The organism is Lentzea kentuckyensis (genome assembly GCF_002150765.1).
GTDB lineage: Bacteria > Actinomycetota > Actinomycetes > Mycobacteriales > Pseudonocardiaceae > Lentzea > Lentzea kentuckyensis.
Map to the genome: position 1 here is coordinate 69829 of NZ_MUYM01000020.1, position 22300 is coordinate 92128.

Genomic DNA, 22300 nt, shown 5'->3' on the forward strand with positions numbered 1-22300 from the left:
CAGGGCAACGGGAATGACGAATCCGAGCCGAAGACCCGATGCCGCTCCACCTCCGGACACCGCCGCCGTCCGCGCGCGAGAAGCCTTGGCGCGCAAGTGGAGCTACCTGCTCAGCAGCGTCGTCGTAGTCGCGCTGAACAGAGACGAGCTGGACGCCGAACTGGGCGGCCAGCTCGACGCGTTGTGCGCGGCATTGCACAGCGAGCCGTTCGACCCCGCTCCGTTCGAGGAGGTGGGCGAGCGACTCGTAGCTCTGGGCTACGTGAACGAGCCTGGGCTCAAACGTACCGTCGACGTGCTCGGCAAAGGCCTGCTGGCACTGGAGGAGTTCCGCTCGATCGACCAGCTCACGGTTCGTGTCGTCGGCGGAATCGGTGCGCTGACGTGCGGTTTCAGCGTGGCTCGCGGTCGCTCGATCCTGGACCAGCAGGAGAGCATGCAACGCTCGTTGCTCAAGGCTGCCCGCGACGCGCAGTGGGACCAGCGGCAGAGCGAGGCCAAGTTCGCGGGCATCGCCACCTCGTCGACGAACGGCATCCTGATCGTCGGGCTCGACGGCAAGGTGGTGTGGGCCAACGACGCGATCGGCGAGATCATCGGTCGCCGGCCGGAGCAGGGCATCCGGCTGATGGAGCTCATCGCGCCGAACTCGATCGTGGCGTTCCGCGAGATGATGGAGAAGGTGCTCGGCGAGCGCGACGACTTCGAGCGGGAACCGATGCAGTTGCTGCGCGGTGAGGACGACCTGGCCAAGGTGACGCTCACCGCGTCCCTGCTGCGCGACGGCGACGACAAGGCGAGCCACGTCCTCGTGGTCGTCGACGACGACACGGAACTCTCGCTGCTGCAAGGAGAACTGCGCAGGCAGTCGCTGCACGACGTGCTGACCGGCCTGCCCAACCGGCAGTTCTTCACGACCCACCTGGAAACCGTGCTGCGCCGCGCCGACCCCGCGCTCGGCATCACCGTGTTCCACCTCGACCTCGACGCGTTCGGCCTGGTGTGCAACAGCCTCGGTGGCCACGTCGGCGAGAGGCTGATGCAGCACGTGGCGCGCCGGTTGCGAGCGTTGACCTCCCGCGAACGAGCGATGGTCGCGCGGTTCGACGGCGACGAGTTCGGCATCGTCGTGGAGAACTCCGCGACCACGCCCAACATCGCGACGATGATGGCGACCATCAACACCGACCTGGCCGAACCGATCTTCGTGGACGACCACGGGCTCTCGGTCTCGGTGAGCGCCGGTGTGGTGCACCAGCCCTCACCCGACGTCGAGCCGACCGAACTGCTGCGCATGGCGGACCTGGCGTTGCGGCAGGCCAAGAAGGACCAGCGCGGCCAGTGGGAGTTGTTCCACGGCAACCAGGACGCCGCGGACCGGCGCGACGCCGCGCTGGCCGTGGTGATGCCAGGAGCGTGGGAGCAGGGCGACATCGGCGTGACCTACCAGCCCGTCCGCGTGCTCGCGACCGGTGAGCTGGCGGGCGTCGAGGCGGTGCTGCACTGGGACCTCTCGGACCGCTGTGCCGCGCTCGCCGATTCGACGGGCCTGATCCTGCCGATGGGCGAGTGGCTGATCAGGATCGCCGCCGGCCAGGCCCAGTGGTGGCGCCAGCGCGGTGAGCTCGACACGCAGTTCGGCGTCCGGCTGACCCGGCACCAGTCGACCGACGCGGACCTGGTGTCCCGCGTCGCGAAGGTGATCCAGGAGACCGGGATGCCGCCAGAGCGGCTGACGTTGACCATGCCGGTCAACGTGTTGAACGTGGCGGGTGCGGCGGAGAACCTGAGCACGCTGGCGGACACGGGCATCCGGATCGCGCTCGACGACTTCGGCCTCGGGCCGCGCGACCTGGCCTGGCTCTCGGAGCTGCCCATCGTGTCCGTGGCGGTGCCGAAGGACCTTGTGCGGCGTCAGGACCCGCGCTCCGCCACGTTGGTCGAGGCTGTGCACGACCTGGGCGTGAACCTCTGCGTCGACGGCATCGAGACGGCCGAGCAGGCGAAGTGGTGGACGGAAGCGGGCGCCGATCTCGCGATCGGCGCCCACTTCGGTTCGCCCCTCGACGCGGGCGAGTTCCTCAGGAACCTGCGGGACTAGGGCGGGGACCTTTCGTACTCCGGGAGAGGACGGGAGGCCCCCGCGTGACCGTGGCGCTAGATGCCGCGCTGCCACGCGACGACCGCCGCGTGGTATTCCTGCGCATCCTTGGTCGCGTAGTTGAAGCAGTGGCCGTAGCCGCTGAGGATGAACGCGTCCAACCGCGGCGCCTGCGGGAAGAAGGGCCGCTCGGACGCGATCAGCGCCTCGGTCGACGAGCAGTCGGCACCAAGCGGCGGCGTGCCGCAGAAGAAGTCCGCGGTCGACTGGACCGACATCACCGGTGCGGTGATGGTGCGGCTGGACGGGATCACGACACTGTTCATGAGGATGGTGGTGACGGCCTCACCCGCCGAAGCGACGTCCTTCGTGGCCTCTTCGAAGTCCATCACGGCGGCGTTCAACGGGCCGGGCTTGTGGAACGAGTCGTAGCGGGTGTTCGGCATCGTGGTCACGTAGCCCGGATCCAGGCCCAGCCTGCTCAGCCGCGGGTCGAGCGTGACCGGGATCAGGCTGGCCGCGACGGGAACCACCCTGGTGTAGTCCCACTGGTTGGCCAGGCCGGTGATCAGCACGCCGTCGACGTCGTGGTACGTGCCCGCCTCGGCGACCGCGATCCCCGAGCCGACGGAGTGGCCGCCGACCAGAACCTTCTGGAATCGGGGGCGCAGGCTCTGGATCACGTGGTGCACGGCTTCGGCCTGGCTCGTAGCGGTGACCAGCACGCTCAGCGGTTTGCTGCTCTTGCCGGTGCCGATCCGGTCCACCGTCATGGTGGCGATGCCGGCGTTGTTCATCGCCAGCCGCGCTGAGCGGGTCTCGGGATCGAGCGGGATGTCCCAGTACGAACTGTTGTACGTGCCACCGGGAACGAGGACCTGGACCGTGGTGGCGCCCTGCGGCACGCACAACTTGCCGTACATGGTCTGCTGGGTGAGCCCGAACTGCACCGGCGTGTACACGTCCTGACAGCTGGTCTGGACCGCGTTCGCCGGAGTGGGTACGGGGACGAGCAATGCGAGCAATGCGGCGGCACAAAGCCGACGGAGACGCATCGGGGACAACCTCCAACTAGCGTGGAACGGCCTTCATCATGAGGCCGATGGGGTAGAGGGCATTGGTGAACCTGGTGCGCACCTGCTGGACGGGGACCAGCCGGTAGCGAGGGCAGATGGTCGCCACCGCGATGACGATCTCGGTCAGGGCGAAGTGGTTTCCGATGCACTGGTGGACGCCGCCGCCGAACGGGACGAACGCACCCTTCGGCAGCTGCCGGACGCGGTCGGGGGTCCAGCGGTCCGGGTCGAAGCGGTCGGGGTCGGTGAAGTTCGCGGGGTCGTGGTGCATCGCGTGCGGGCTGAGGATCACCTCGGTGCCGGGCCGCAGGAGGACGCCACCGAGAACGACCTCCTCGGCGGCGCGGCGCATGAGGAGCCAGAGCGAGTACTTCCGCAGCACCTCGTTCGCGACCTGGCCGAGGTAGGTCAGCTTCGGCACGTCGTCGAACGTCACCGGTCGTCCTGCCAGCACCTCGTCGATCTCGGTCAGCACCCGCTGTTCGATCTCAGGATTCGCGGCGATCTCGTGGAAGATCCACGCCAGTGCCAGCGCGGTGGTCTCGATCCCCGCGGTCAGCAGGGTGATGACCTCGTCGAAGACCTGCTGGTCGGTCATCGGCTCGCCGGTTTCGGTGTCCCTGGCCAGCATCAGCATCGACAGCACGTCGCCCTGGTCGGCGCCGTCGGCACGCCAGCCGACGATGACCTCGCGCACGATCGCGCTCATCCGGGCGATGGCCGCGTCGAACTCGCGGTTGGCCGGGATCGGCAGCTTCTCGAAGAACCCCGGTGCGAGCGCGCGCACGGTTCCGTTCTTGACGATCACGAAGACCGACCGGCGGGCCTCGTCGATCGCTCGTTTGCCGATCTCGGTGGAGAACAGCGACTCGCCGACGATCGTGACGGCGAGGCCCTGCATGTCCTGCTCGACCCGCCGCACCTCGGCCGGCCGCCACCCCTCCACCAGTTCGCGCGTCGCGCGGACCATGGTGTTCGCGTAACCCGCGATCCGATCGCGGTGGAACGCCGGCTGCAGCATCCGGCGCTGCCGCAGGTGGAAGGATCCGGTCGACATCGCGAGCCCGTTGCCGAGGAACGGGCGGAGCTTGTCGAAAATTCGTCCTTTGTGGAACTTGGGTGCGTCGGTCACCAGCACCTGGTGCATCAACTGGGGGCTGGTCACGAAAAAGGTTCGCATCGGACCGAGATAGACTTCGACGAGATCGCCCTGAGCTCGTAAATTCGAGGTGAACTCGAATCGTTTCCGCAATAACGGCAGTGTGTGCCCGAGAAATGGCAGCCTGCCGGGCGCCACCGGGACGGACATCATCGCTCCTCGCGACGTGGAAAGAGATGGACAACCATAGGAGTCGTTCGGCCCAGAGTGACAGTGCCCGATCGGGTGGCTTGCGTTCACACCAGCGGCCGAATCCAGTGCACTGGGTGGCTGACTAAGCTTGTGCGCCCGCAACCTGAAGAGGTGATCGTCGTGCCCGACGAGCAGAGCTGGGTTCCGCAGAGCGTGGACGTCTCCGTCCCGAGTGCGGCACGGATGTACGACTACCTGCTCGGGGGTGCGCACAACTTCGCGGTGGACCGCGAGATGGGCGACAAGATCGAGCAGGTGCTGCCACACGCGCGCAGTGCTGCCAGGGTCAACCGGGCGTTCCTCGGCCGCGCGGTGCGGGCCATGGTCGACGAGGGAGTGCGTCAGTTCCTGGACATCGGCTCGGGCATCCCGACCGTGGCCAACGTGCACGAGGTCGTGCAGGCGCTGGATCCCGAGTGCCGGGTCATGTACGTCGATCGTGATCCCGTGGCCGTCGCACACAGTGAACTGATCCTCGCGGACAACAACCGCACCGGCGTGCTACAGGCTGATCTGCGTGAACCGGAAAGCATCCTGAACAACGGCGAGGTGCACCGGCTGCTCGACTTCGACCAGCCGATCGGCCTGCTGATGCTGTTCATGCTGCACTGGGTACCCACCGAGGCTGACCCGTGGAGTCTGCTGAAGCGCTACCGCGAGGCGTTGCCCAGCGGGAGCTACCTGGCGATCACGCACTTCGCCGACGATCATGGCGACGAACGCATCACCGCCGCGGTCGAGCGAGTGAACCAGGCGGGCGGAGACCAGGCCAGTCCACTCGGCCGGGATCAGATCGCCGCCTTCTTCGGCGATTTCGAGCTGCTCGAGCCGGGACTCGTCACCTACGCCGAATGGCGGACCTCCGGGCCTGGCGACATCTCCGCCGATCCGGCAGTGAACAGGCTCGCGTACGCCGGCGTCGCTCGTAAACCGTAGAAACTCCATCGAGCGACGCTGATTCACGCGGCCGGCGCAAAAGGAACCCACTGCGAGTGGGTAAACTGCCGGGCAATCTGAGCCCATGGTGAGGCAGCGTTAATGCCCAACCCGAGTCGAATACCAGACAGCACGCCGTCGCCCGAGGACAATGTCCGGGCGCGGTTGACGCTTGCGCGGAAGTGGTCGTATCGACTGCACGGCACATCAGCGATTCCAATGGGTCGGGAAGATCTCGACGGGAAACTGAGCGGCCTGCTCGACGAGTTGTGCGAGATGCTGCACCGAGAACCGTTCGCCGGCGCTCCGATCGAGCGCGTCGGCGCGGAACTTTCGGCACTGGGACACCTCGGCGGACAAGGGCTGCGCTGCTCCGCGGAGGTCCTCGGCAAGGGGCTGCTCGCCCTGCCGGAGTTCCAGCCGGTCGAGCGGCACGCGGTCCGGGTCGCGCTCGCGATCGGCGCGCTCGGAACGGGTTTCACCGCCGCGAACGCCGAGTCCGTGCTCGCGCAGCAGGAGAGCATGCAGCGGTCCCTGCTCAAGGCCGTGCGCGACGCGAACTGGAACCTCAAGGAGAGCGAGGCGCGCTTCAACGAGGTGGTCACGTCGTCCACCAACGGTGTGCTGATCGTGGACCTCGAAGGCAGGCTGCTGAGGACGAACGCGGCGATCAGCGACATCCTCGGGCACGCCCAGGAAGAGCTCGTCGGGATGCCGCTGCTCGACCTCATCGCTCCCGGCTTCGGCGAGATGCTGCGCAAGGCGATGGACGAGCTGGTCGGCGGCACCGCGGAGCGGATCAGGCAGTCGCAGCGGATGGTACGCAAGGACGGTGAGGTGGCGCGGTTGTCGCTGACCGCGTCGTTGCTGCGCGGCGCCGACGACGAGCGCAGCCACTTCGTCGTGGTGGTCGAGGACGGCACCGAGCTGGAGCTGCTGCAGAACGAGCTGAAGCGGCAGTCGCTGCACGACGTGCTGACCGGGCTGCCGAACCGCCAGTTCTTCACCACGCAGCTGGAGACCGCGCTGCGCAAGGCGGATCCCGAGCACGGCGTCACGGTCTTCCATCTGGACGTCGACGCGTTCGGCATGCTGTGCGACACGCTCGGCGGCCGGGTCGCCGAGCGGATGCTCCAGCACGTCACGCAGCGGCTGAAGGTGTTGCTGGCGAGCGAGAAGGCCATGATCGCCCGCCTCGGCGGCGACGAGTTCGGCGTGCTCGTGGAGAACACGGCGGACACGCCCGGCATCGGAACGATCATGAGGAGCATCAACGACGAGCTGCTGCTCGAACCGACCTTTGTGGACGGTCACGGGCTGGCGGTGTCGGTGAGCGCGGGCGTCGTGCACCGGCCGGGCGGTGACGAGGAACCCGCCGACGTGCTGCGTGCGGCGGAACGGGCGTTGCGCAGGGCCAAGAAGGGCGGGCGCGGGCAGTGGGAGCTGTTCCATCCCGGCCAGGACGCCGAGGACCGCCGGGACGACGCGCTGGCCGTGGCCATGCCGGCCGCGTGGGAGAACGGCGAGATCACCGTGCGGTACCGGCCGGTCGTCGACCTGGCGAGCGGTGCGGTGAGCGGTGTCGAGGCGGAGTTGCACTGGGACCGGCCGGAGTTCGGCGTGCTCGACCACAACCGGTGCGCGGGGCTGGCCGAGGCGACCGGGCTGGTGCTGCCGCTCGGCGAATGGCTGCTGCGGGTCGCCGGCGGTCAGTCGGTGTGGTGGCGGCAGCGCGGGCAGCTCGACCGGACGATGGCCGTGCGGCTCACCGCGCACCAGTCGGCCGACGCCGACCTGGTCTCGCGGGTGGTGCGGGTGCTCGACCAGACCGGGCTGGCGTCCGACCGGCTGATGATCAGCATGCCCGGTGGGGTGTTGCCGATGGTCGACGCCGCCGACAACCTCACGGTGCTCGCGCGCATGGGCGTGCAGACGGCGATCGACGACTTCGGCCTCGGGCCGTTGGACTTCGGTCAGCTCGCGTCGGAGCTGCCGGTCCAGGCGGTGCGGGTGGCGCGCGGGCTGGTGGAGACGAGATCTCCGTACGTGGCGGCGTTGCTGCCGCTGGTGCGCGAGCGCGGGGTGGCGGTCGCGGTCGCCGGGATCTCCAGCGCGGAACAGGCTTCGTGGTGGCGTGACGCCGGCGCGGACTTCGCCACCGGCGACCACTTCGGCGTGCCGCGCACGCCGGGGGAGTTCCTGCAGGAGCTGGAACCCCGGTGACCGGACGGGGGTCGGGGTCACGTCCGGCCACCGGAGGAGCTCGTCGCTAACCAGTGAACTTCGCCAGCGCCTTGGTGAACTCGTAGGTCTGCTGGTTGATCCCGGAGCACGAGTCGCTCATCGCCCCGCAGTTGCCCTTGTCCCGGTTGACCGCCCAGAACGAGACGCGGGACAGGTGCTTCGAGTTGGCCCACGTCACGATGTCGCGGAAGTTCTGCGGGGTGACGGTCTCGCCGGTGTCGGTCTTGCCGTTCATCGACGACAGGCCGCTGCGCCGGTACGCCGCGTCGTCCGAGAGCCCGAACGTGGCCTTGACGTGGTTCTTCAGCCCGTCGACCGCGCTCTTGGTCTTCGCGGCCATGTCACCGCCGCTGCCGAAGTCGAACGGCATGACCGCGAACGTGTCGATCGGCGCGCCGAGCTCCTTGGCGCGGGTGATCAGGCGCTTGCCCCACGAGTTCGGGCCGGTGCTCTCGGTCGGCATGGTGATGACGACCTTCACGCCCGCGTTGTTCTGCTTGATGATCTTCAACGCGCCGAGCACGCGGTCCTGGACCGTGTTGTTCTCGAACTCCTGGGCCTCGATGTCGATGTCGATCGCCTTGAGTCCGTAGGCGTCGATGACCTTCTGGTAGGCGCCCGCGAGCGCGCTGGCCGAGGAGCACTTCTGGCCGAGCTTGTTGCCGGACCAGCCGCCGATCGACGGCACCGCCTCGCCGCCGGCCGCGCGGATGTTGCTGATCAGGGTCTTGTCCGACCCGGTCAGCGAGCGGGTGCCGTCCCACTTCGGGTTGCAGCCGCCGTCGCTGAGGATGAAGGCGAGGGTGAACGACTTGATGCCCGTCTGCTGCATCACCGTCTGGGGGTTGGGCTGGCTGCCCCACTGGTACAGGTAGGGCGCCGCGAGCACGGGGTTGACGGCAGCCTGCGCGGTCGTGGGCAGCATGATCGCCGCGCACGTGGCAGCGACTGCGCCGACGAGGAACCGCTTCATCTGAAGTCCTCCAAGACTGCTCGGTCCAGGGCGGCGGAGCTGGCAGTGAGGGGGCTCACAACGTGTTCAAAAGTGGACTAGACCACCACTATCTGTCAAGAAGGTAGTCGAAAACCGGGTAGCGCCGTTCATGGCTAAGACCGGGTGCTCCGATCGGCGGGCATCGCTGATCTTGTCGGTGCAGCGTGGTGAAATCGAGTCGTGGCACTTCCACCCCAGCTGGTCCGCAGGAAGCCGGAGACGCGCCCGCGTCCCCGGTGGGACTCCGCTGCCCAGCGGGTCTTCGCGCACGAGGGATTCCTGCGGGTGCTCGGCGGTCCCGGCACCGGGAAGACGACGTTGCTGGCCGAACTGGCGGCGCACGTCGTGCTGGAGCAGGGGGCCGACCCGGAGAACGTGCTGGTGCTGACCGCGAACCGGCGGGCGTCCGTGGCGTTGCGCGCGCACATCACGCGGTTGCTGACGGGGCGGTTGTCCACGATCCGCGAGCCGTTGGTGCGGACCGTCCACTCGTACGCGTTCGCGGTGCTGCGCAACCAGGCCGTGTTGCTCGGCGAGCCGCCTCCGCGGTTGCTGTCGGGCCCGGATCAGGACGCGATGGTCCGCGAGCTGCTCGCCGGCGACGTCGATCTGGGCGCCCTGCAGTGGCCGGAGCGGTTGCGCCCGGCGTTGGAGCTGCCGGGGTTCGCCCACGAGCTGCGGGATCTGCTGTTGCGGGCGGCCGAACGCGGGCTGGGGCCGGAGGACCTGATCGAGCTCGGTGAGGAACACGGGCGGGACGAGTGGGTGGCGGCCGGCCGGTTCGGGGCGCAGTACGAGGCGGTGAACCTGCTGTCCGGCATGGACTCCGCGACGGCGTACGCGCCCGCCTACGACGCTGCCGAGCTCGTGTCGAGCGCCTATGCGGCGTTCGTGAACGACGAGGAGTTGCTGTTCGGCGAACGACGCCGGGTGCGGTACCTGCTGGTCGACGACGCGCAGCACCTCGATCCGATGCAGTACTCGTTGATCAGCTCGCTGGGGTCGGGTGCCGCCCGGTTCGTGCTGGCCGGTGATCCGGACCAGGCGATCTTCACGTTCCGCGGTGCCGATCCGGAGATCCTGCGGGACGTGCCGGGCGAGACCGTGGTGTTGCGGCAGTCGCACCGGATGATGCCCGAGGTCCGGGACGCGGTGGCACGGCTGGCTGCCCGGTTGCCGGGTGCTTCTCCCACGCGTTCGGTGCTGCCTGCCGACGGCGAGGGGTCCGTGCAGGTGCGGTTGCTCGCGTCGTCCGCGCAGGAGGCGTCGTGGGTGGCCGACCAGTTGCGGCGCTCGCACCTGGCCGATGAGGTGCCGTGGTCGCAGATGGCGGTGGTCGTGCGGTCGGCGACGTTGTCCTTGCCGGTGTTGCAACGGGCGTTGCTCGCCGCCGGTGTGCCGGTGGCCGTGCCGTCGGACGAGTTGCCGTTGGCGCAGCAGCCTTCGGTGCGTCCGTTGCTGGCTCTCGTTCGGGCCGCCGCGTCGCCGGGGTCGTTGGACGAGGACACGGCGGCCATGCTGTTGTCGTCGTCCTACGGTGGCGCGGATCCGTTGGCGTTGCGGCGGTTGCGGCGGGGTCTGCGGCGGCTGGAGATGGCTGCCGGCGGTGATCGGCCGAGTGGCGAGTTGCTGGTCGAGGTCGTGGAGACCTCGGACCGGCTCGCCGCCCTGGAGGACGCGGAGTCGCTGCCCGCGCGGCGGATCGCGCACCTGCTGTCGTTGGCGCGCAAGGCGATCGAGGCCGGGAAGTCGGTCGAGGTCGTGCTGTGGGACCTGTGGACGGCGACCGGTCTGCAGGAGCGCTGGGTGGCGCAGTCGGCCCGGCGCGGGATGCCCGGCATGCAGGCGGACCGCGACCTGGACGCGATCGTGGCGTTGTTCGAGGCGGCCGCGAAGTACGTCGACCGGTTGCCGGGTTCTGGCGTCGCCGGTTTCGCGGACTACCTGGAGTCGCAACGGATCGTCGGCGACACGCTGGCGGCGGCGGCCCCGACCGGTGAGGCGGTGTCGGTGCTGACCGCGCACTCGGCGGCCGGTCGCGAGTGGGAGGTCGTCGCGGTGCCGGGCGTGCAGGAGGGCAGCTGGCCGGACCTGCGGCTGCGCGGCACGGTGCTGGGTGTCGAACGCATGGTGGACGTGCTGGCCGGGCTCGAACCGTCGGTGTCGGCGGTCGCGCCGATCCTGGCGGAGGAACGCCGGCTGTTGCTGGTGGCCGCGTCCAGGGCCCGGTCGAAGCTGCTGATCAGCGCGGTTCGCGGGGAGGACGAGCAGCCGTCGCGGTTCCTCGACGAGATCGAGTCGTCCGCCGAGGACGAACGGAAGCTGCATCGCCCGCAGCGTGGTCTGGTGCTGGGCGAACTGGTCGGTGAGCTGCGCCGGGTGGTGTGCTCGGACACGGAGGATCCCGAACGCCGGTCGCGCGCGGCCGAGCAGCTGGCGCGGCTGGCCGAGGCCGGGGTGCCCGGTGCGCACCCGGAGTCCTGGTACGGCTTGGCGGAGGTGTCCATCGATGCTCCACTGTGGACGGAGGACCAGAAGGTCAGCGTGACGCCGTCGACCATCGAGGTGATCACGAAGTGCCCGCTGCGGTGGGTGGTCGAGCGGCACGGCGGTCAGGACCCGGCCGAGTTGGCCTCGGTGACCGGCACGCTGGTGCACGCCCTGGCGCAGGCGGCCGCGTCCGGGGCCGATTCGGCTCAGCTGCGGGTGAAGCTGGACGAGGCGTGGGCGGCGGTCGACGCGGGGGCGCCGTGGTTCTCCCGCCGCGAACGCCTGCGGGTGGAGAAGATGCTCGACACGTTCCTCGCGTGGCTGGCCATGAGCCGCAGTCAGCTCACGCAGGTGGCCGTCGAGGAGGAGATGGTCGTCGAGGTCCCGAAGCGCGACGGCGGCCCGTGGCTGCAGGTGCGCGGCCGGGTCGACCGCCTCGAACACGACGAGGACGGCCGTCCGGTCGTGATCGACCTCAAGACCGGCAAGAGCCCGGTGTCCCGCGAGGCGTCGCAGGAACATCCGCAGCTGGCCGTCTACCAGCTGGCGTCGTCGCTGGGCGGCTTCACGCACATCGGGCTCGGCACCGAGCCCGGCGGGGCCCGGCTGCTGTACGTGGCGAAGGAGGACAAGAAGACGGGTGCGGTCGAACGCACCCAGGCGCCGCTGGACGAGCAGGGGGTCCAGGCGTGGCTGGAGGTGGTGCAGGGTGCCGCGGAGTCCGTCCTGGGCCCGCTGTACACGGCGCGGGAGAACGCGGACTGCGACCGTTGCCCGGCGCGCACGACGTGCCCGGTCCACCCGTCCGGGCGGCAAGTGAGTGAGTAAGTGAGCGTTGACCTGCACGTTTCTGGGTTTCGAACGGTTGGCGAACACACCGTCCCGGGTGGTGCGGGCGCCCGCGGCGCGGGTAGGAAGATGTACCGGTGACCGTCAGCCCGTTTGAGATCGCTGAGGCGCTCGGGCTGAACAGGCCGACCCCCGAGCAGGCCGAGGTGATCGCCGCACCCGCTCAACCCGCGCTGGTCGTGGCGGGAGCCGGCGCCGGCAAGACCGAGACCATGGCCGCGCGCGTGGTGTGGCTGGTGGCGAACGGTCTGGTGCTGCCGGACCGGGTGCTGGGCCTGACGTTCACGCGCAAGGCGGCACGTCAGCTCGCGGATCGCGTGCGGGCGCGGTTGCGCCGGCTCGGCGGATCGTCCCTGCTGGACGAGCTGGACCCGAGCGGCGAGCGCAAGATGGCCGTGCTGACCGGTGAACCCGTGGTGCTGACGTACCACGCGTACGCCGGGCGGCTGGTGACCGAGCACGGCCTGCGGCTCCCGGTCGAGCCGGGCGTGCGGCTGCTGACCCAGACGGCGTCGTGGCAGCTCGCGCACCGCGTGGTGTCGACGTGGGCGAAGGATCTGGACACGGACAAGGTGCCCGCCACGGTCACCGGCTACCTGCTGTCGCTGGCCGGCGAACTGGGCGAGCACCTGGTGACGCCGGAGGCGTTGGAAGCGCACGCCACCGAGCTGTGCGCGTTGATCGAGAACGCTCCGAAGGCGCCCCGGCAGCGCGACGCGTTGCCGGAAAAGTTGCGCGAAGTCGTTGCAGCACAACGGTTGCGGGTCGCTCTGCTGCCGTTGCTGGAGGCGTACCAGCAGCGCAAGCGCAAGGAAGCCGCGCTGGACTTCGCGGACCAGATGTCACTGGCCGCGCAGCTCGCCGCGTTCCCCGAGGTGTCGTCCGGCGAGCGCGAACGCTATGGCGCCGTTCTGCTGGACGAGTACCAGGACACCGGACACGCGCAGCGCGTGCTGTTGCGGTCGTTGTTCGGCGACGGCGAGCCGATGCCCGTGACGTCGGTGGGCGACCCGGCGCAGGCGATCTACGGCTGGCGTGGGGCGTCCGCGGCGAACCTGCCGCGCTTCGCCGAAGACTTCCCGCCGACCAGGAAGTTCGGGCTGCTGACCAGTTTCCGCAATCCGCCGGAGGTTCTGGAGCTGGCGAACGCCGTGTCGTTGCCGCTGCGCGAAGCCGGTCTGGAGGTCGACGAACTGCGCGCGCGGCCCGGCGCCGGTCCCGGTGACGTGCGTCTGGCCCTGCACGAGGACATCCGCCAGGAGCTCGACTGGATGGCGGACAACTTCGCGGCGCAGTGGGAAGCGCACCTCGACATCGAGGGCGTGCCGCCGACCGCCGCCGTGCTGGTGCGCCGCCGTTCGGACATGGCGGCGATCGCGGCGGCGTTGCGCGAGCGCGGGCTGCCGGTCGAGGTCGTGGGCCTCGGCGGGTTGCTGGACGAACCCGAGGTGCGAGACCTGGTCTCGGCGCTGCGGGTGCTGGTGGATCCGTTGGCCGGCACAGCCGCGGCTCGGCTGCTGACCGGTTCGCGCTGGCGGCTGGCCGCCGTCGACCTGGCCGCGTTGTGGTCACGGGCCAGGGATCTGGCGGGTGTCGCACCCCGACAGTCCGTTGTGGACGATCCGCTGCTGGTGCTGGCGGACGCACTGCCCGGCGAACACGCGGAACAGGCCGGTCTGGCCGACGCGCTGGACGATCCCGGCGACCCGGACGCCTACTCGCAGGACGGCTACCGGCGGATCCGGCGGCTCGGCGGCGAGCTGGCGGCGTTGCGGCGCAGGCTCGACCAACCGCTGCCCGAACTGGTGGCTGACGTCGAACGCACGTTGTTGCTGGACATCGAGTCGATGTCGCGCCCGGGCATGGTCGGCCGCGCGCACCTCGACGCCTTCTCCGACGTGGTCACGGACTTCGCGGCGGCCAGTCCGTCCGCGACCCTGCCCTCGCTGCTGGACTACCTCTACACCGCCGAACACGCCGAGGACGGCCTGGAACCCGGCGAGGTCGAGGTGTCCGAGGACCGCGTCCAGATCCTCACCGTCCACTCCGCCAAGGGTCTGGAGTGGCGGATCGTCGCGCTGCCGCACCTGGTGCGCGACGTGTTCCCCGGCCGCAAGAAGTCCTCGTGCTGGCTCAAGGCCGTGACCGAACTCCCCGCGTCGCTGCGCGGTGACTCGGCCGACCTGCCGGTGTTGAAGCTGTCCGCCGGCTTCAACCGCAAGGAGGTCGACGAGGCGCTGACCATCCACGCCGAGGAGTTCGAGGACCGCCGTCTGGTCGAGGAACGCCGGCTCTTCTACGTGGGCGTGACGCGCGCCGAGCACACCCTGTTCATGTCGGGGCACTGGTGGTCGGAGTCCGGCGAGAAGCCCAAGGGCCCCTCGGTGTTCCTGCAGGAGATGCACGAGGTCCTGCAGCGCGACAACCCGCCTGGCGACATCTCCGCGTGGGCTCCCGAACCCGACGTGGACACCCCGAACCCGCTCGCGGAGGACGTGAAGACCTCCCAGTGGCCCGCCGACCCCCTGGGCAAACGCCGGGACGCCGTGGTCGAGGGCGCCACGATGGTGCTGGCCGCCCTCGACTCCCTGCGCCACGCTCCGCCAGAGCCGTTGCCGCTGATCTTCGAGGAGGTCGCGCCGGAGGTCGTAGAGGAGGAGGACTACCCGCCGCCTGTCGACGAGCCGCCGGACGACGACTTCCCACCAGAGCCCGAACCACTGCCCGACGACGTGGTGCCCGACGACCCGGAGATGCCGGAGGAGGACGATCCGGACGGCTGGGCCCGCGACGTCGACGTGCTGCTGGCCGAACGCGCCGCCGCCCAGAACCGCCGCGAACAGGTCGAGCTGCCCGACCACCTGTCGGTCTCCCAACTGGTGGAGCTGGCCAAGGACCCGGACGCGCTGGCCCGCCGGTTGCGCCGGCCCCTGCCGTTCCCGCCGAACCCGTTGGCGCGCCGCGGCACGGCTTTCCACACCTGGCTGGAGAACCGCTTCGGTGCCACCCGGCTGCTCGACATCGACGAACTGCCCGGCGCGGGCGACGCCGACGCCGCACCGGACGCGGATCTGGAGAAGCTGAAGGAGGCGTTCCTGCGGAGCGCCTGGGCGGACCGGACGCCGCACGACGTCGAGGTGCCGTTCGAGGCGGAGTTCGACGGGATCTCGGTGCGGGGCCGGATGGACGCCGTGTACCGCGACCCGGACGGCTGGACCGTCGTGGACTGGAAGACCGGCGCGGTGCCGGACGCCGAGGCCCTGCCGGCGCTGTCGGTGCAGCTCGCCGCGTATCGGCTGGCCTGGGCCGCGCTGATGGGGGAGCCGCTGGAGAAGGTGCGGGCCGCGTTCCACTACGTGCGGCACGATCACACGGAACGGCCGGCGGACCTGCTGGACGAGCAGGGGCTGAAGGACCTGATCCGGTCCGTGGAGTGAGTCAGGCTCCGGCAGGCGCGTGCGAGGCCTTCAGGACCCGTTCGTAGAGGACCTCGAGCAGCCACCGGCCGAACAGGGACGGACCGAACTCGGGTGAGCGGTCCTCCGGCGGCACCATGAGGTCGACGGTGGAGTCGTCGGCCACCACCACGCCGATGCCGTAGTAGTCGAGTTCGATGTACGACCAGGCCTGGGACTCGTCGGTGCGGGGAAGCATCACCGCGCACGGGGCCAGGGTCAGCAGGGTGCCGCACGACTGGAGGGCGCGGTCCGTAGTGGACTCGCTGACCAGGACACCCACGAGTTCGACGGCGGCTACCGGGAGGCGGTCGTGGGCCTCCGGCTCGAACCAGGAGCGGAACCAGGACGGGTCGGCTCTCGGCGGCCAGCCGTTCTGAGTTCTCCACTCGTGCACGTCGGGCAGCAAACGCACTACCGCGGACACCTGCTGGCCCAGCACGGCGACGTCGGGAACGACGACTCCGTCCCAGCCGAGCGCGGTTGCGGCGCGCTGAAGAAGCGTGTGCACAGGGCGCATCCTAGGGTTGCTCGCGCGGAAAATGACAGCGTTTGCGGGATACTTGGTTAAGGATTACCCAGGGTGGTCATGGAGTTGCTTTGGCCACTTTCCAGGCCCAAGCCACGAGCGGGATCTGCAGTGGCAGGCGACCATACGCCAGGGCTCGGGCCCTCGGCGACTTGTGGCGGAAATCCAGAGCCATTTTCACATTCGCCGGGAAGACGGCGACGAACAACACCGCGGCGGCCAAGCCGCCCAGGCGACGTGTTCGGGGCAGGGCCACCGCGGTGGCCACGGCGAGTTCGGCTGCGCCGGACGCATAGGTCCACTGCCTCGGGGTGCCGGGCAGTGAGCGGGGGACGATCGCGTCGTAGAACTTCGGCCTGGTGAAGTGGGTCGCACCCGCCAGACCGAGCAGTGCTGCCAATGCCATCGCCGACCGCGCTCGGGAACGGTTCGGTTCCATGCGGTCACCCTGTCATGCCTACGCCGCGTAGGCGAGGTGGGGCTGGCCTATTCTCCACGAGCGTGGCAGGTGATTCTCATCATCCCGAACGCGCCGCAGTCGCCGCGCTGACCGAATCCTTCGTGGCCGGGCTCTGCGAGTGGATCAAGATTCCGTCGATCGGCGTCGACCCGGCGCACCGCGTTGACGTGCACAGATCCGCCGAGTGGCTGGCGAACCAGCTGCGTGCGGATGGCTGGCCGGAGATCCAGATCTGGGGCGAGGGACCCGCGCTGCCCGCGGTCTACGCGTGCTGGCCGGCCGCGGATCCGAAGGCGCCGACCGTGCTCGTCTACGGTCACCACGACGTGCAGCCGGTCGATCCGGTCGAACGTTGGCATCATCCGCCGTTCGAGCCCGTGATCAGCGGCGATGAGATCAGAGGCCGTGGCGCCAGCGACGACAAGGGGCAGGTCGCTATGCACCTGCTCGCGGTCAAGGCGCATCTCGCCGCAACCGGGCAAAGCGCGCCGAGCGTCACGCTGAAACTCTTCATCGAGGGTGAGGAGGAATCGGGTTCCCCACATCTGCGAAAACTGCTCGAAGACCACAAAAGGGATCTCGACTGCGACCTCGTGGTGTTCACGGACACGGCGTTGCACGAACGCGGGGCGCCCACCGTCAACACCGGGCAGCGGGGTGTTCTCGGCGGCGAGATCACGTTCTTCGGCGGCACCGAGGACGTCCATTCCGGGCGCGCGGGCGGTGCGATTCCGAACCCCGCGACCGCACTGGCGAGGCTGATCGCCGCGCTGCACGACGACAACGGCCGGATTCAGCTCGAAGGCTTCTACGACGACGTCCGCGAACCGTCCGCGCAGGAGCGGGAGGACTACGCCGCGCTGCCGTTCGACGAGCAGAAGTGGTTGGCGCACAACGGAGGCGGCGCGCAGGCGGTCAGCGGCGAGCCCGGCTACACGACGCTCGAACGGATCTGGGTCCGGCCGACCGCCGAGGTCAACGGGATCAGCGGCGGCTACACCGGCCCCGGCCTGAAGACGATCATTCCGGCGACCGCGACGGCGAAGATCAGCTTCCGGCTGGTGCCGGACCAGCATCCGGCGAAGGTCAAGGACCAGCTCGAGGAGTTCGTCGCGAAGCACACGCCGGCGGGCATCCGGGCAGAGGTCAGCTTCCGCGGCGAGGGCGTGCCGCCGTACGCCATCAGTCCGGACGACCCGGCCAACGCGACGGTCAAGGAGGCGCTGGAACTCGCGCTCGACCAGCCGGTCAGGTTCGCGCGGGCCGGCGGATCGGGGCCCGCGGCGGTGTTGCAGGCGTGGCTCGGGGTGCCCCTCGTCTACCTCGGCGCGACCTTGCCGGATGATCGCGTGCACGCGCCGAACGAGCGCGTTGTGGTGCCGTTGCTCCTCAAAGGCGCGGAGGCGGCTGCTCACCTGTGGCGGATGCTTGCCCAAGAGGATGTGGCGATGGGATTGACTCGATGAGCTTGTCTGACGAGGCGTCGCACTCGCTCGTCGGCGTGATCAGGATGCCGGACCAGGCGCAGAGCCCTGGCCGCGCGATCCTCAAACGCGTCGTCGGTGCGATGGGGGCGCTGCTGCTCGCGGTGCTGATCGTCTACCTGGACCGCGACGGCTACCGCGACGTCAACGAGGACGGCGTCTCGCTGCTCGATTCCTTCTACTACGCGACGGTGTCTCTCTCGACGACCGGCTACGGCGACATCACGCCCGCGTCGTCGTCAGCGCGGCTGATCAACGTTCTGGTCATCACGCCGTTGCGCGTCCTGTTTCTGATCGTGCTGGTCGGCACGACACTCGAAGTTCTCACCGAGCGCTCCCGGCAGGCGTTGCGCATTCAGAAGTGGAGGCGGATCGTGCGTGACCACGTCGTGGTCGTCGGCTACGGCACGAAGGGGCGGTCGGCGGTCGCGGCGCTGCTCGGTGACGGTGTCGAGCCCGGCTCGATCGTCGTCGTGGACACCGTGCAGGAGGCGCTCGACGCCGCGTCCGCCATCGGGCTCGTGACCGTGCACGGTTCCGGCACGCGCAACGACGTGCTTCGTGTCGCCGGCGCGGCCCGAGCGCGTGCGATCGTCGTTGCCCCGAACCGGGACGACACGGCCGTGCTGGTGACGTTGACCGCCCGCGAGCTCGCGCCCAAGGCGCAGATCGTGGCGTCGGTGCGGGAACGGGAGAACGAGCACCTGCTGAAGCAGTCCGGTGCCGACTCGGTGGTCGTGTCGTCGGAGACCGCTGGTCGGCTGCTGGGCATGGCCACGGCGACGCCGTCGGTGGTGGCGATGGTGGAGGACCTGCTCACACCGGACGCTGGTCTCGCGATCGCGGAGCGGGACGTCGAGAAGAGCGAGATCGGCGGGTCGCCGCGGCACCTGCCCGACATAGTGCTGGGTGTGGTGCGGGGCAAGACGCTCTACCGGGTGGACGCTCCCGAGGCGGACGCGATCGAGCCGGGGGACCGGCTGCTGTACGTCAAGAAGGTGACTCCTCCCGGCGAGGAGTGACCGGCGAACTGGGGGCCACCTGGTGTCAGGTGGCCCCCGCGGTCACGAGTTCCCAATGTGTGACGACAGAACCGGTCGGGCAGCGTAACGGCAGCTCAGAGCCATTGGGGCGCGTTGACCTCTGCGCAGAACGGTTCGGCGTCAAGAAATTGAACCCTGCCGGGGACTGGGCAGGACCGCCGGCGCTCGCAGAGGCGCGTAGCGGAAGAGAAATGCGTAGAAGCCGCCTGCCAGGGCCGCCATGCAGAGCAGCAGCGCGGTGAGCCGGCGCCCGACCGGTAGGCCGGCGGGGACCGAGGAGGCGGAGGAGACCATGTCGTTGCCGGTCGTGACGATCTCGACGGTCTCGCCCTTGCTGTGGCCGCAACCGTCCAGTTTGGCCTGCTTCTTCTGGCCGCCGGCGTCCCATTCGACGGTGTCCATGCCCTGGCCGCACGCGCCGGTCTCGACGACGGTCGCGGCCACGGGTCTTGGGGGTTCTGCGGCGCCGAGCACCTTGGCGGGCACTAAAAGCGCGACCGCGACCCCGATCCCGACCAGTCCGACGACCAGCAGGATGAACACCCATCTGTCCGGGCTTCGCGGAACCGCCACACTGCGATGTTCGCAGACGCGGCGGCCCGCGTGGAGCCCAGGTTTACTTCGGCAACTGACGTAGCTGCTCGACCTTGATGGTCTTGCCGTCGGCCACGGTCCCGGTCACGGCGACGAGGTCACCGTTCTTCGGCTTCTCGCTCACGGCCGACAGGTCGAGCGGCGTCTGCAGTCCGTCCACCTGCACCAACGTGGCGTTGTTGCCGTTGACGTCCTTGATCGTGCCGCGCTCGTTGGCCTTGGCCAGCGCCACGTTGAGCGCCTTGCCGTCCTTCACGCGCACGGTCACGCGCTGGTCTGCCTTGAGCCCGGCGAGGTCGCCGCCGCGCAGCTTCGTGGAGCCGTCAGTGGTCAACGACACCTCGCTGCCGTCGTCCTTGGTGATCGTGAGCTTGCCGGTCTCGACCGACTTCACCCGTCCGACGACGAGCGTGCTGTCCTTCAGCTTCGCCTTGTCGGGACGGCCGTGGCCCGGCTTCCCGGGGTGGCGTTCCGCGAACGCCGTGTTCGGCGCGCTGTCGTGGCCTTCGGCCGCCGTCGCGACCGCGATGCCGCCGACGGTGAGCCCGACGGCCGCGACGATGGCGCCGGCCCACGCTGATTTCTTCGACATGGGGCACAGCGTGCGCGCGCAATCTGAGCGTGAGCTGAAGGCGAGTCGCCCGAAGTCCGGATGATCAGCAGAATGGTGAGGTGTCCGCCAGGGTGTTGGTGATCGAGGACGCCGAGGCGATCGGCGCCGCGGTGTCGTCCGCGTTGCGCGAGTCCGGGTACGAGGTGCAGCACCGGCTGGACGGGCGCCAGCTGGAGGCCGACCTGGGGAGGTTCCGCCCCGACCTGGTCGTGCTCGACGTGATGCTGCCCGGCCGTGACGGTTTCCAGCTGCTCGAGGTGATCCGCCGCGCGTCCGGCGCCGGCGTGGTCATGCTGACCGCGCGCGACGGCGTGCCGGACCGGTTGCGCGGGCTGTCCGGCGGCGCCGACGACTACGTGGGCAAGCCGTTCGTACTGGCCGAGCTGGTGGCGCGGGTGTCCGCGGTGCTGCGTCGCCTCGGCCGGACGCCCTCGACGGTGCAGGTCGGCGACCTGGTGGTGGACGCCGATGCGGGCGTGGTGATGCGCGCTGACCAGGCGATCGAGCTGACCGCGACCGAGCTGCGGCTGCTGGTGTACTTGGCGGCTCAGCGTGGGCGGGTGGTGTCCAAAACGCAGATTCTCACGGCCGTGTGGGGGTACGAGGACTACGACCCGAACCTCGTCGAGGTCCACATTTCCGCCGTGCGTCGAAAGCTGGAGGAGCACGGGCCACGGCTCGTGCACACCGTCCGTGGCTTGGGGTATGTGCTGCGGGCTGACGAATGAGTTTGAAGACGGTGTCCCTGAGGCGTCGGGTTGCGGTTTCTGTGCTGCTGGTGCTGTTTCTGGTGCTGGTGGCGTTGGTGATCGCGGTGGACCGGACGTTCGAGGGGCAGTCCAACAAGGACGTCGACCTGGTGCTGCGTGACGCTGAGACGCGCGCGGCGGGGATGATGATGCGCGGGCAGTCGCCGCGGGACGTCGTGCGGCAGCTGACCAAGCGGAACGTGCACGTCACGGTCGAGCTGGCGAACGGGAGCCGGTTCGGGGACGCGCCCGAGGAAGGGCCGTTCCAGCGCAAGAACCAGGTGATTCGCGGGGCCAAGTTCACTTTTTATGCGGACACCGAGGCTATTTCGCAGGCCCAGGTTCGGTTGCGGAAGCTGCTGATCATGCTGGGGATCGGGGCCATCGTGGTCACCGGGGTGTTGATGATCTGGGTGGTTCGGCGGGCTCTTGCGCCCTTGGATGCGATGACCTCGTTGGCTCAGGCGATTGCTGCTGGGCATCGGGGTGGGCGGTTGAATCCCTCCCGGACTGATACCGAACTGGGGCGCACTGCTGCTGCCTTTGACGGGATGTTGGATTCGTTGGAGGGGTCTGAGCAGCGGACCCGGCGGTTTGTCGCGGATGCCGCTCATGAACTGCGGACGCCGATCACCGGGGTTCAGGCAGTGGCTGAGGCTCTGGTGCAGGCTCCTGTCGACTCGCCTGATCGGGATCAGATGTCGTTCCTGCTGGTGCGGGAGGCTCGGCGGGCCGGGCGGTTGGTGGACGACCTGCTGGCTCTTGCCCAGTTGGATGCCGGGTACGAAATGCAGCGGGAGGCTGTCGACCTGTTGGGGCTGGCTGAGGCTGAGGTTGCTCGGACTCGGTATGTGGCGCCGGATTTCGACATCGCCGCTGATGGGGTTTCGGTGGTGGTGCTTGGGGATGGGCAGCGGTTGGCTCAGGTGCTGGCGAATCTTGTGGACAACGCTCGGCAGGCCAGCGGTGCGCAGGGAACCGTGCGGATTCGGGTGGATTTGACCGGGTTCACCGTGTCCGACAACGGGCCTGGGGTTCCGGAGGCTGAGCGGGAGCGGATTTTCGACCGGTTGGTTCGGTTGGATGACGCTCGGGATCGGCGGTCCGGGGGGTCTGGGTTGGGGCTCGCCATCGCTCGGGGGGTTGTTCGGGCTCACGGTGGGGATTTGACCTGTGAGCCGTCTGATGGCGGGGCGGTTTTTCGGGTTGCGTTGCCGCAAATGCAGTCGCCTGGGTGAGGGTGCGTTTGCTTCCATCGGTGGGTGGACGTCGACGTGGTGGTGCAGTGGGTTCGGACTGAGTGGACGAAGCAGTCTCGGGGTGGGGCTGGGG

General features: G+C 69.2%; 16 protein-coding genes. 9 read left to right on the forward strand and 7 right to left on the reverse strand.

Translation table 11 applies throughout. The annotated features are described in order from the left end of the window. Window positions 1-13: 13 nt before the first annotated feature. Window positions 14-2101, forward strand: a complete 2088-nt coding sequence (locus B0F77_RS12990) for a putative bifunctional diguanylate cyclase/phosphodiesterase (RefSeq protein WP_086663120.1) — start codon at window positions 14-16, stop codon at window positions 2099-2101. A gap of 56 nt (window positions 2102-2157) precedes the next feature. Here B0F77_RS12990 and B0F77_RS12995 read toward each other — a convergent pair whose 3' ends face one another. Both B0F77_RS12995 and B0F77_RS13000 read right to left on the reverse strand, forming a co-directional pair. After that, the gene (locus tag B0F77_RS12995; RefSeq protein ID WP_086663121.1) at window positions 2158-3156 is read right to left on the reverse strand and encodes an alpha/beta hydrolase; all 999 of its coding nucleotides are present in this window, start codon (window positions 3154-3156) and stop codon (window positions 2158-2160) included. Between the two features lie 16 nt (window positions 3157-3172). Further along, entirely contained in the window at window positions 3173-4486 is a 1314-nt protein-coding gene (locus tag B0F77_RS13000; protein WP_086663140.1) for a cytochrome P450, read from the reverse strand. 162 nt (window positions 4487-4648) lie between these two features. On the opposite strand from B0F77_RS13000, the gene B0F77_RS13005 reads away from it, so the two are divergent. Both B0F77_RS13005 and B0F77_RS13010 read left to right on the forward strand, forming a co-directional pair. After that, complete coding sequence (locus B0F77_RS13005; RefSeq protein WP_086663141.1) at window positions 4649-5464, forward strand: SAM-dependent methyltransferase; 816 nt, start codon at window positions 4649-4651, stop codon at window positions 5462-5464. Between the two features lie 219 nt (window positions 5465-5683). After that, window positions 5684-7687, forward strand: coding sequence for a putative bifunctional diguanylate cyclase/phosphodiesterase (locus tag B0F77_RS13010; protein ID WP_245848024.1), 2004 nt, complete (start codon window positions 5684-5686; stop codon window positions 7685-7687). Between the two features lie 46 nt (window positions 7688-7733). On the opposite strand, the gene B0F77_RS13015 is transcribed toward B0F77_RS13010, so the two are convergent. Further along, a complete protein-coding gene (locus B0F77_RS13015) occupies window positions 7734-8681 on the reverse strand; it encodes a chitinase (protein WP_086663123.1) in 948 nt (315 codons plus the stop codon). Between the two features lie 201 nt (window positions 8682-8882). On the opposite strand from B0F77_RS13015, the gene B0F77_RS13020 reads away from it, so the two are divergent. Together B0F77_RS13020 and B0F77_RS13025 are read left to right on the forward strand one after the other, a co-directional pair. Continuing rightward, window positions 8883-12020: an ATP-dependent helicase gene (locus B0F77_RS13020; RefSeq protein WP_086663124.1), complete on the forward strand. Its 3138-nt coding sequence runs from the start codon at window positions 8883-8885 to the stop codon at window positions 12018-12020. A gap of 98 nt (window positions 12021-12118) precedes the next feature. Then, on the forward strand, window positions 12119-15478 hold the full coding sequence (locus B0F77_RS13025; protein WP_086663125.1) for an ATP-dependent helicase: 3360 nt from the start codon (window positions 12119-12121) through the stop codon (window positions 15476-15478). A gap of 1 nt (window position 15479) precedes the next feature. Here B0F77_RS13025 and B0F77_RS13030 read toward each other — a convergent pair whose 3' ends face one another. Continuing rightward, complete coding sequence (locus B0F77_RS13030; RefSeq protein ID WP_086663126.1) at window positions 15480-16016, reverse strand: hypothetical protein; 537 nt, start codon at window positions 16014-16016, stop codon at window positions 15480-15482. A gap of 67 nt (window positions 16017-16083) precedes the next feature. Beyond that, complete coding sequence (locus B0F77_RS13035) at window positions 16084-16464, reverse strand: DoxX family protein (protein ID WP_211293765.1); 381 nt, start codon at window positions 16462-16464, stop codon at window positions 16084-16086. A 62-nt stretch (window positions 16465-16526) separates the two neighbouring features. Between B0F77_RS13035 and B0F77_RS13040 the strand changes: the two genes are divergently transcribed. Continuing rightward, on the forward strand, window positions 16527-17951 hold the full coding sequence (locus tag B0F77_RS13040; protein WP_245848027.1) for a M20/M25/M40 family metallo-hydrolase: 1425 nt from the start codon (window positions 16527-16529) through the stop codon (window positions 17949-17951). After that, entirely contained in the window at window positions 17948-18991 is a 1044-nt protein-coding gene (locus tag B0F77_RS13045; protein WP_086663129.1) for a potassium channel family protein, read from the forward strand. The genes B0F77_RS13040 and B0F77_RS13045 overlap by 4 nt, the downstream gene beginning before the upstream one ends. A gap of 141 nt (window positions 18992-19132) precedes the next feature. Here B0F77_RS13045 and B0F77_RS13050 read toward each other — a convergent pair whose 3' ends face one another. Then, window positions 19133-19585 carry a hypothetical protein gene (locus tag B0F77_RS13050; protein WP_143466702.1) on the reverse strand — a complete coding sequence of 151 codons (453 nt, stop codon included), beginning with the start codon at window positions 19583-19585 and terminating at the stop codon, window positions 19133-19135. Between the two features lie 43 nt (window positions 19586-19628). Beyond that, the gene (locus B0F77_RS13055; RefSeq protein WP_086663131.1) at window positions 19629-20198 is read right to left on the reverse strand and encodes a hypothetical protein; all 570 of its coding nucleotides are present in this window, start codon (window positions 20196-20198) and stop codon (window positions 19629-19631) included. An 80-nt stretch (window positions 20199-20278) separates the two neighbouring features. Here B0F77_RS13055 and B0F77_RS13060 point away from each other — a divergent pair, with 80 nt between their 5' ends. Continuing rightward, a complete protein-coding gene (locus tag B0F77_RS13060) occupies window positions 20279-20947 on the forward strand; it encodes a response regulator transcription factor (protein WP_086663132.1) in 669 nt (222 codons plus the stop codon). 41 nt (window positions 20948-20988) lie between these two features. Further along, a complete protein-coding gene (locus tag B0F77_RS13065) occupies window positions 20989-22206 on the forward strand; it encodes a sensor histidine kinase (protein ID WP_245848029.1) in 1218 nt (405 codons plus the stop codon). The last annotated feature ends 94 nt before the right edge of the window (window positions 22207-22300 follow it).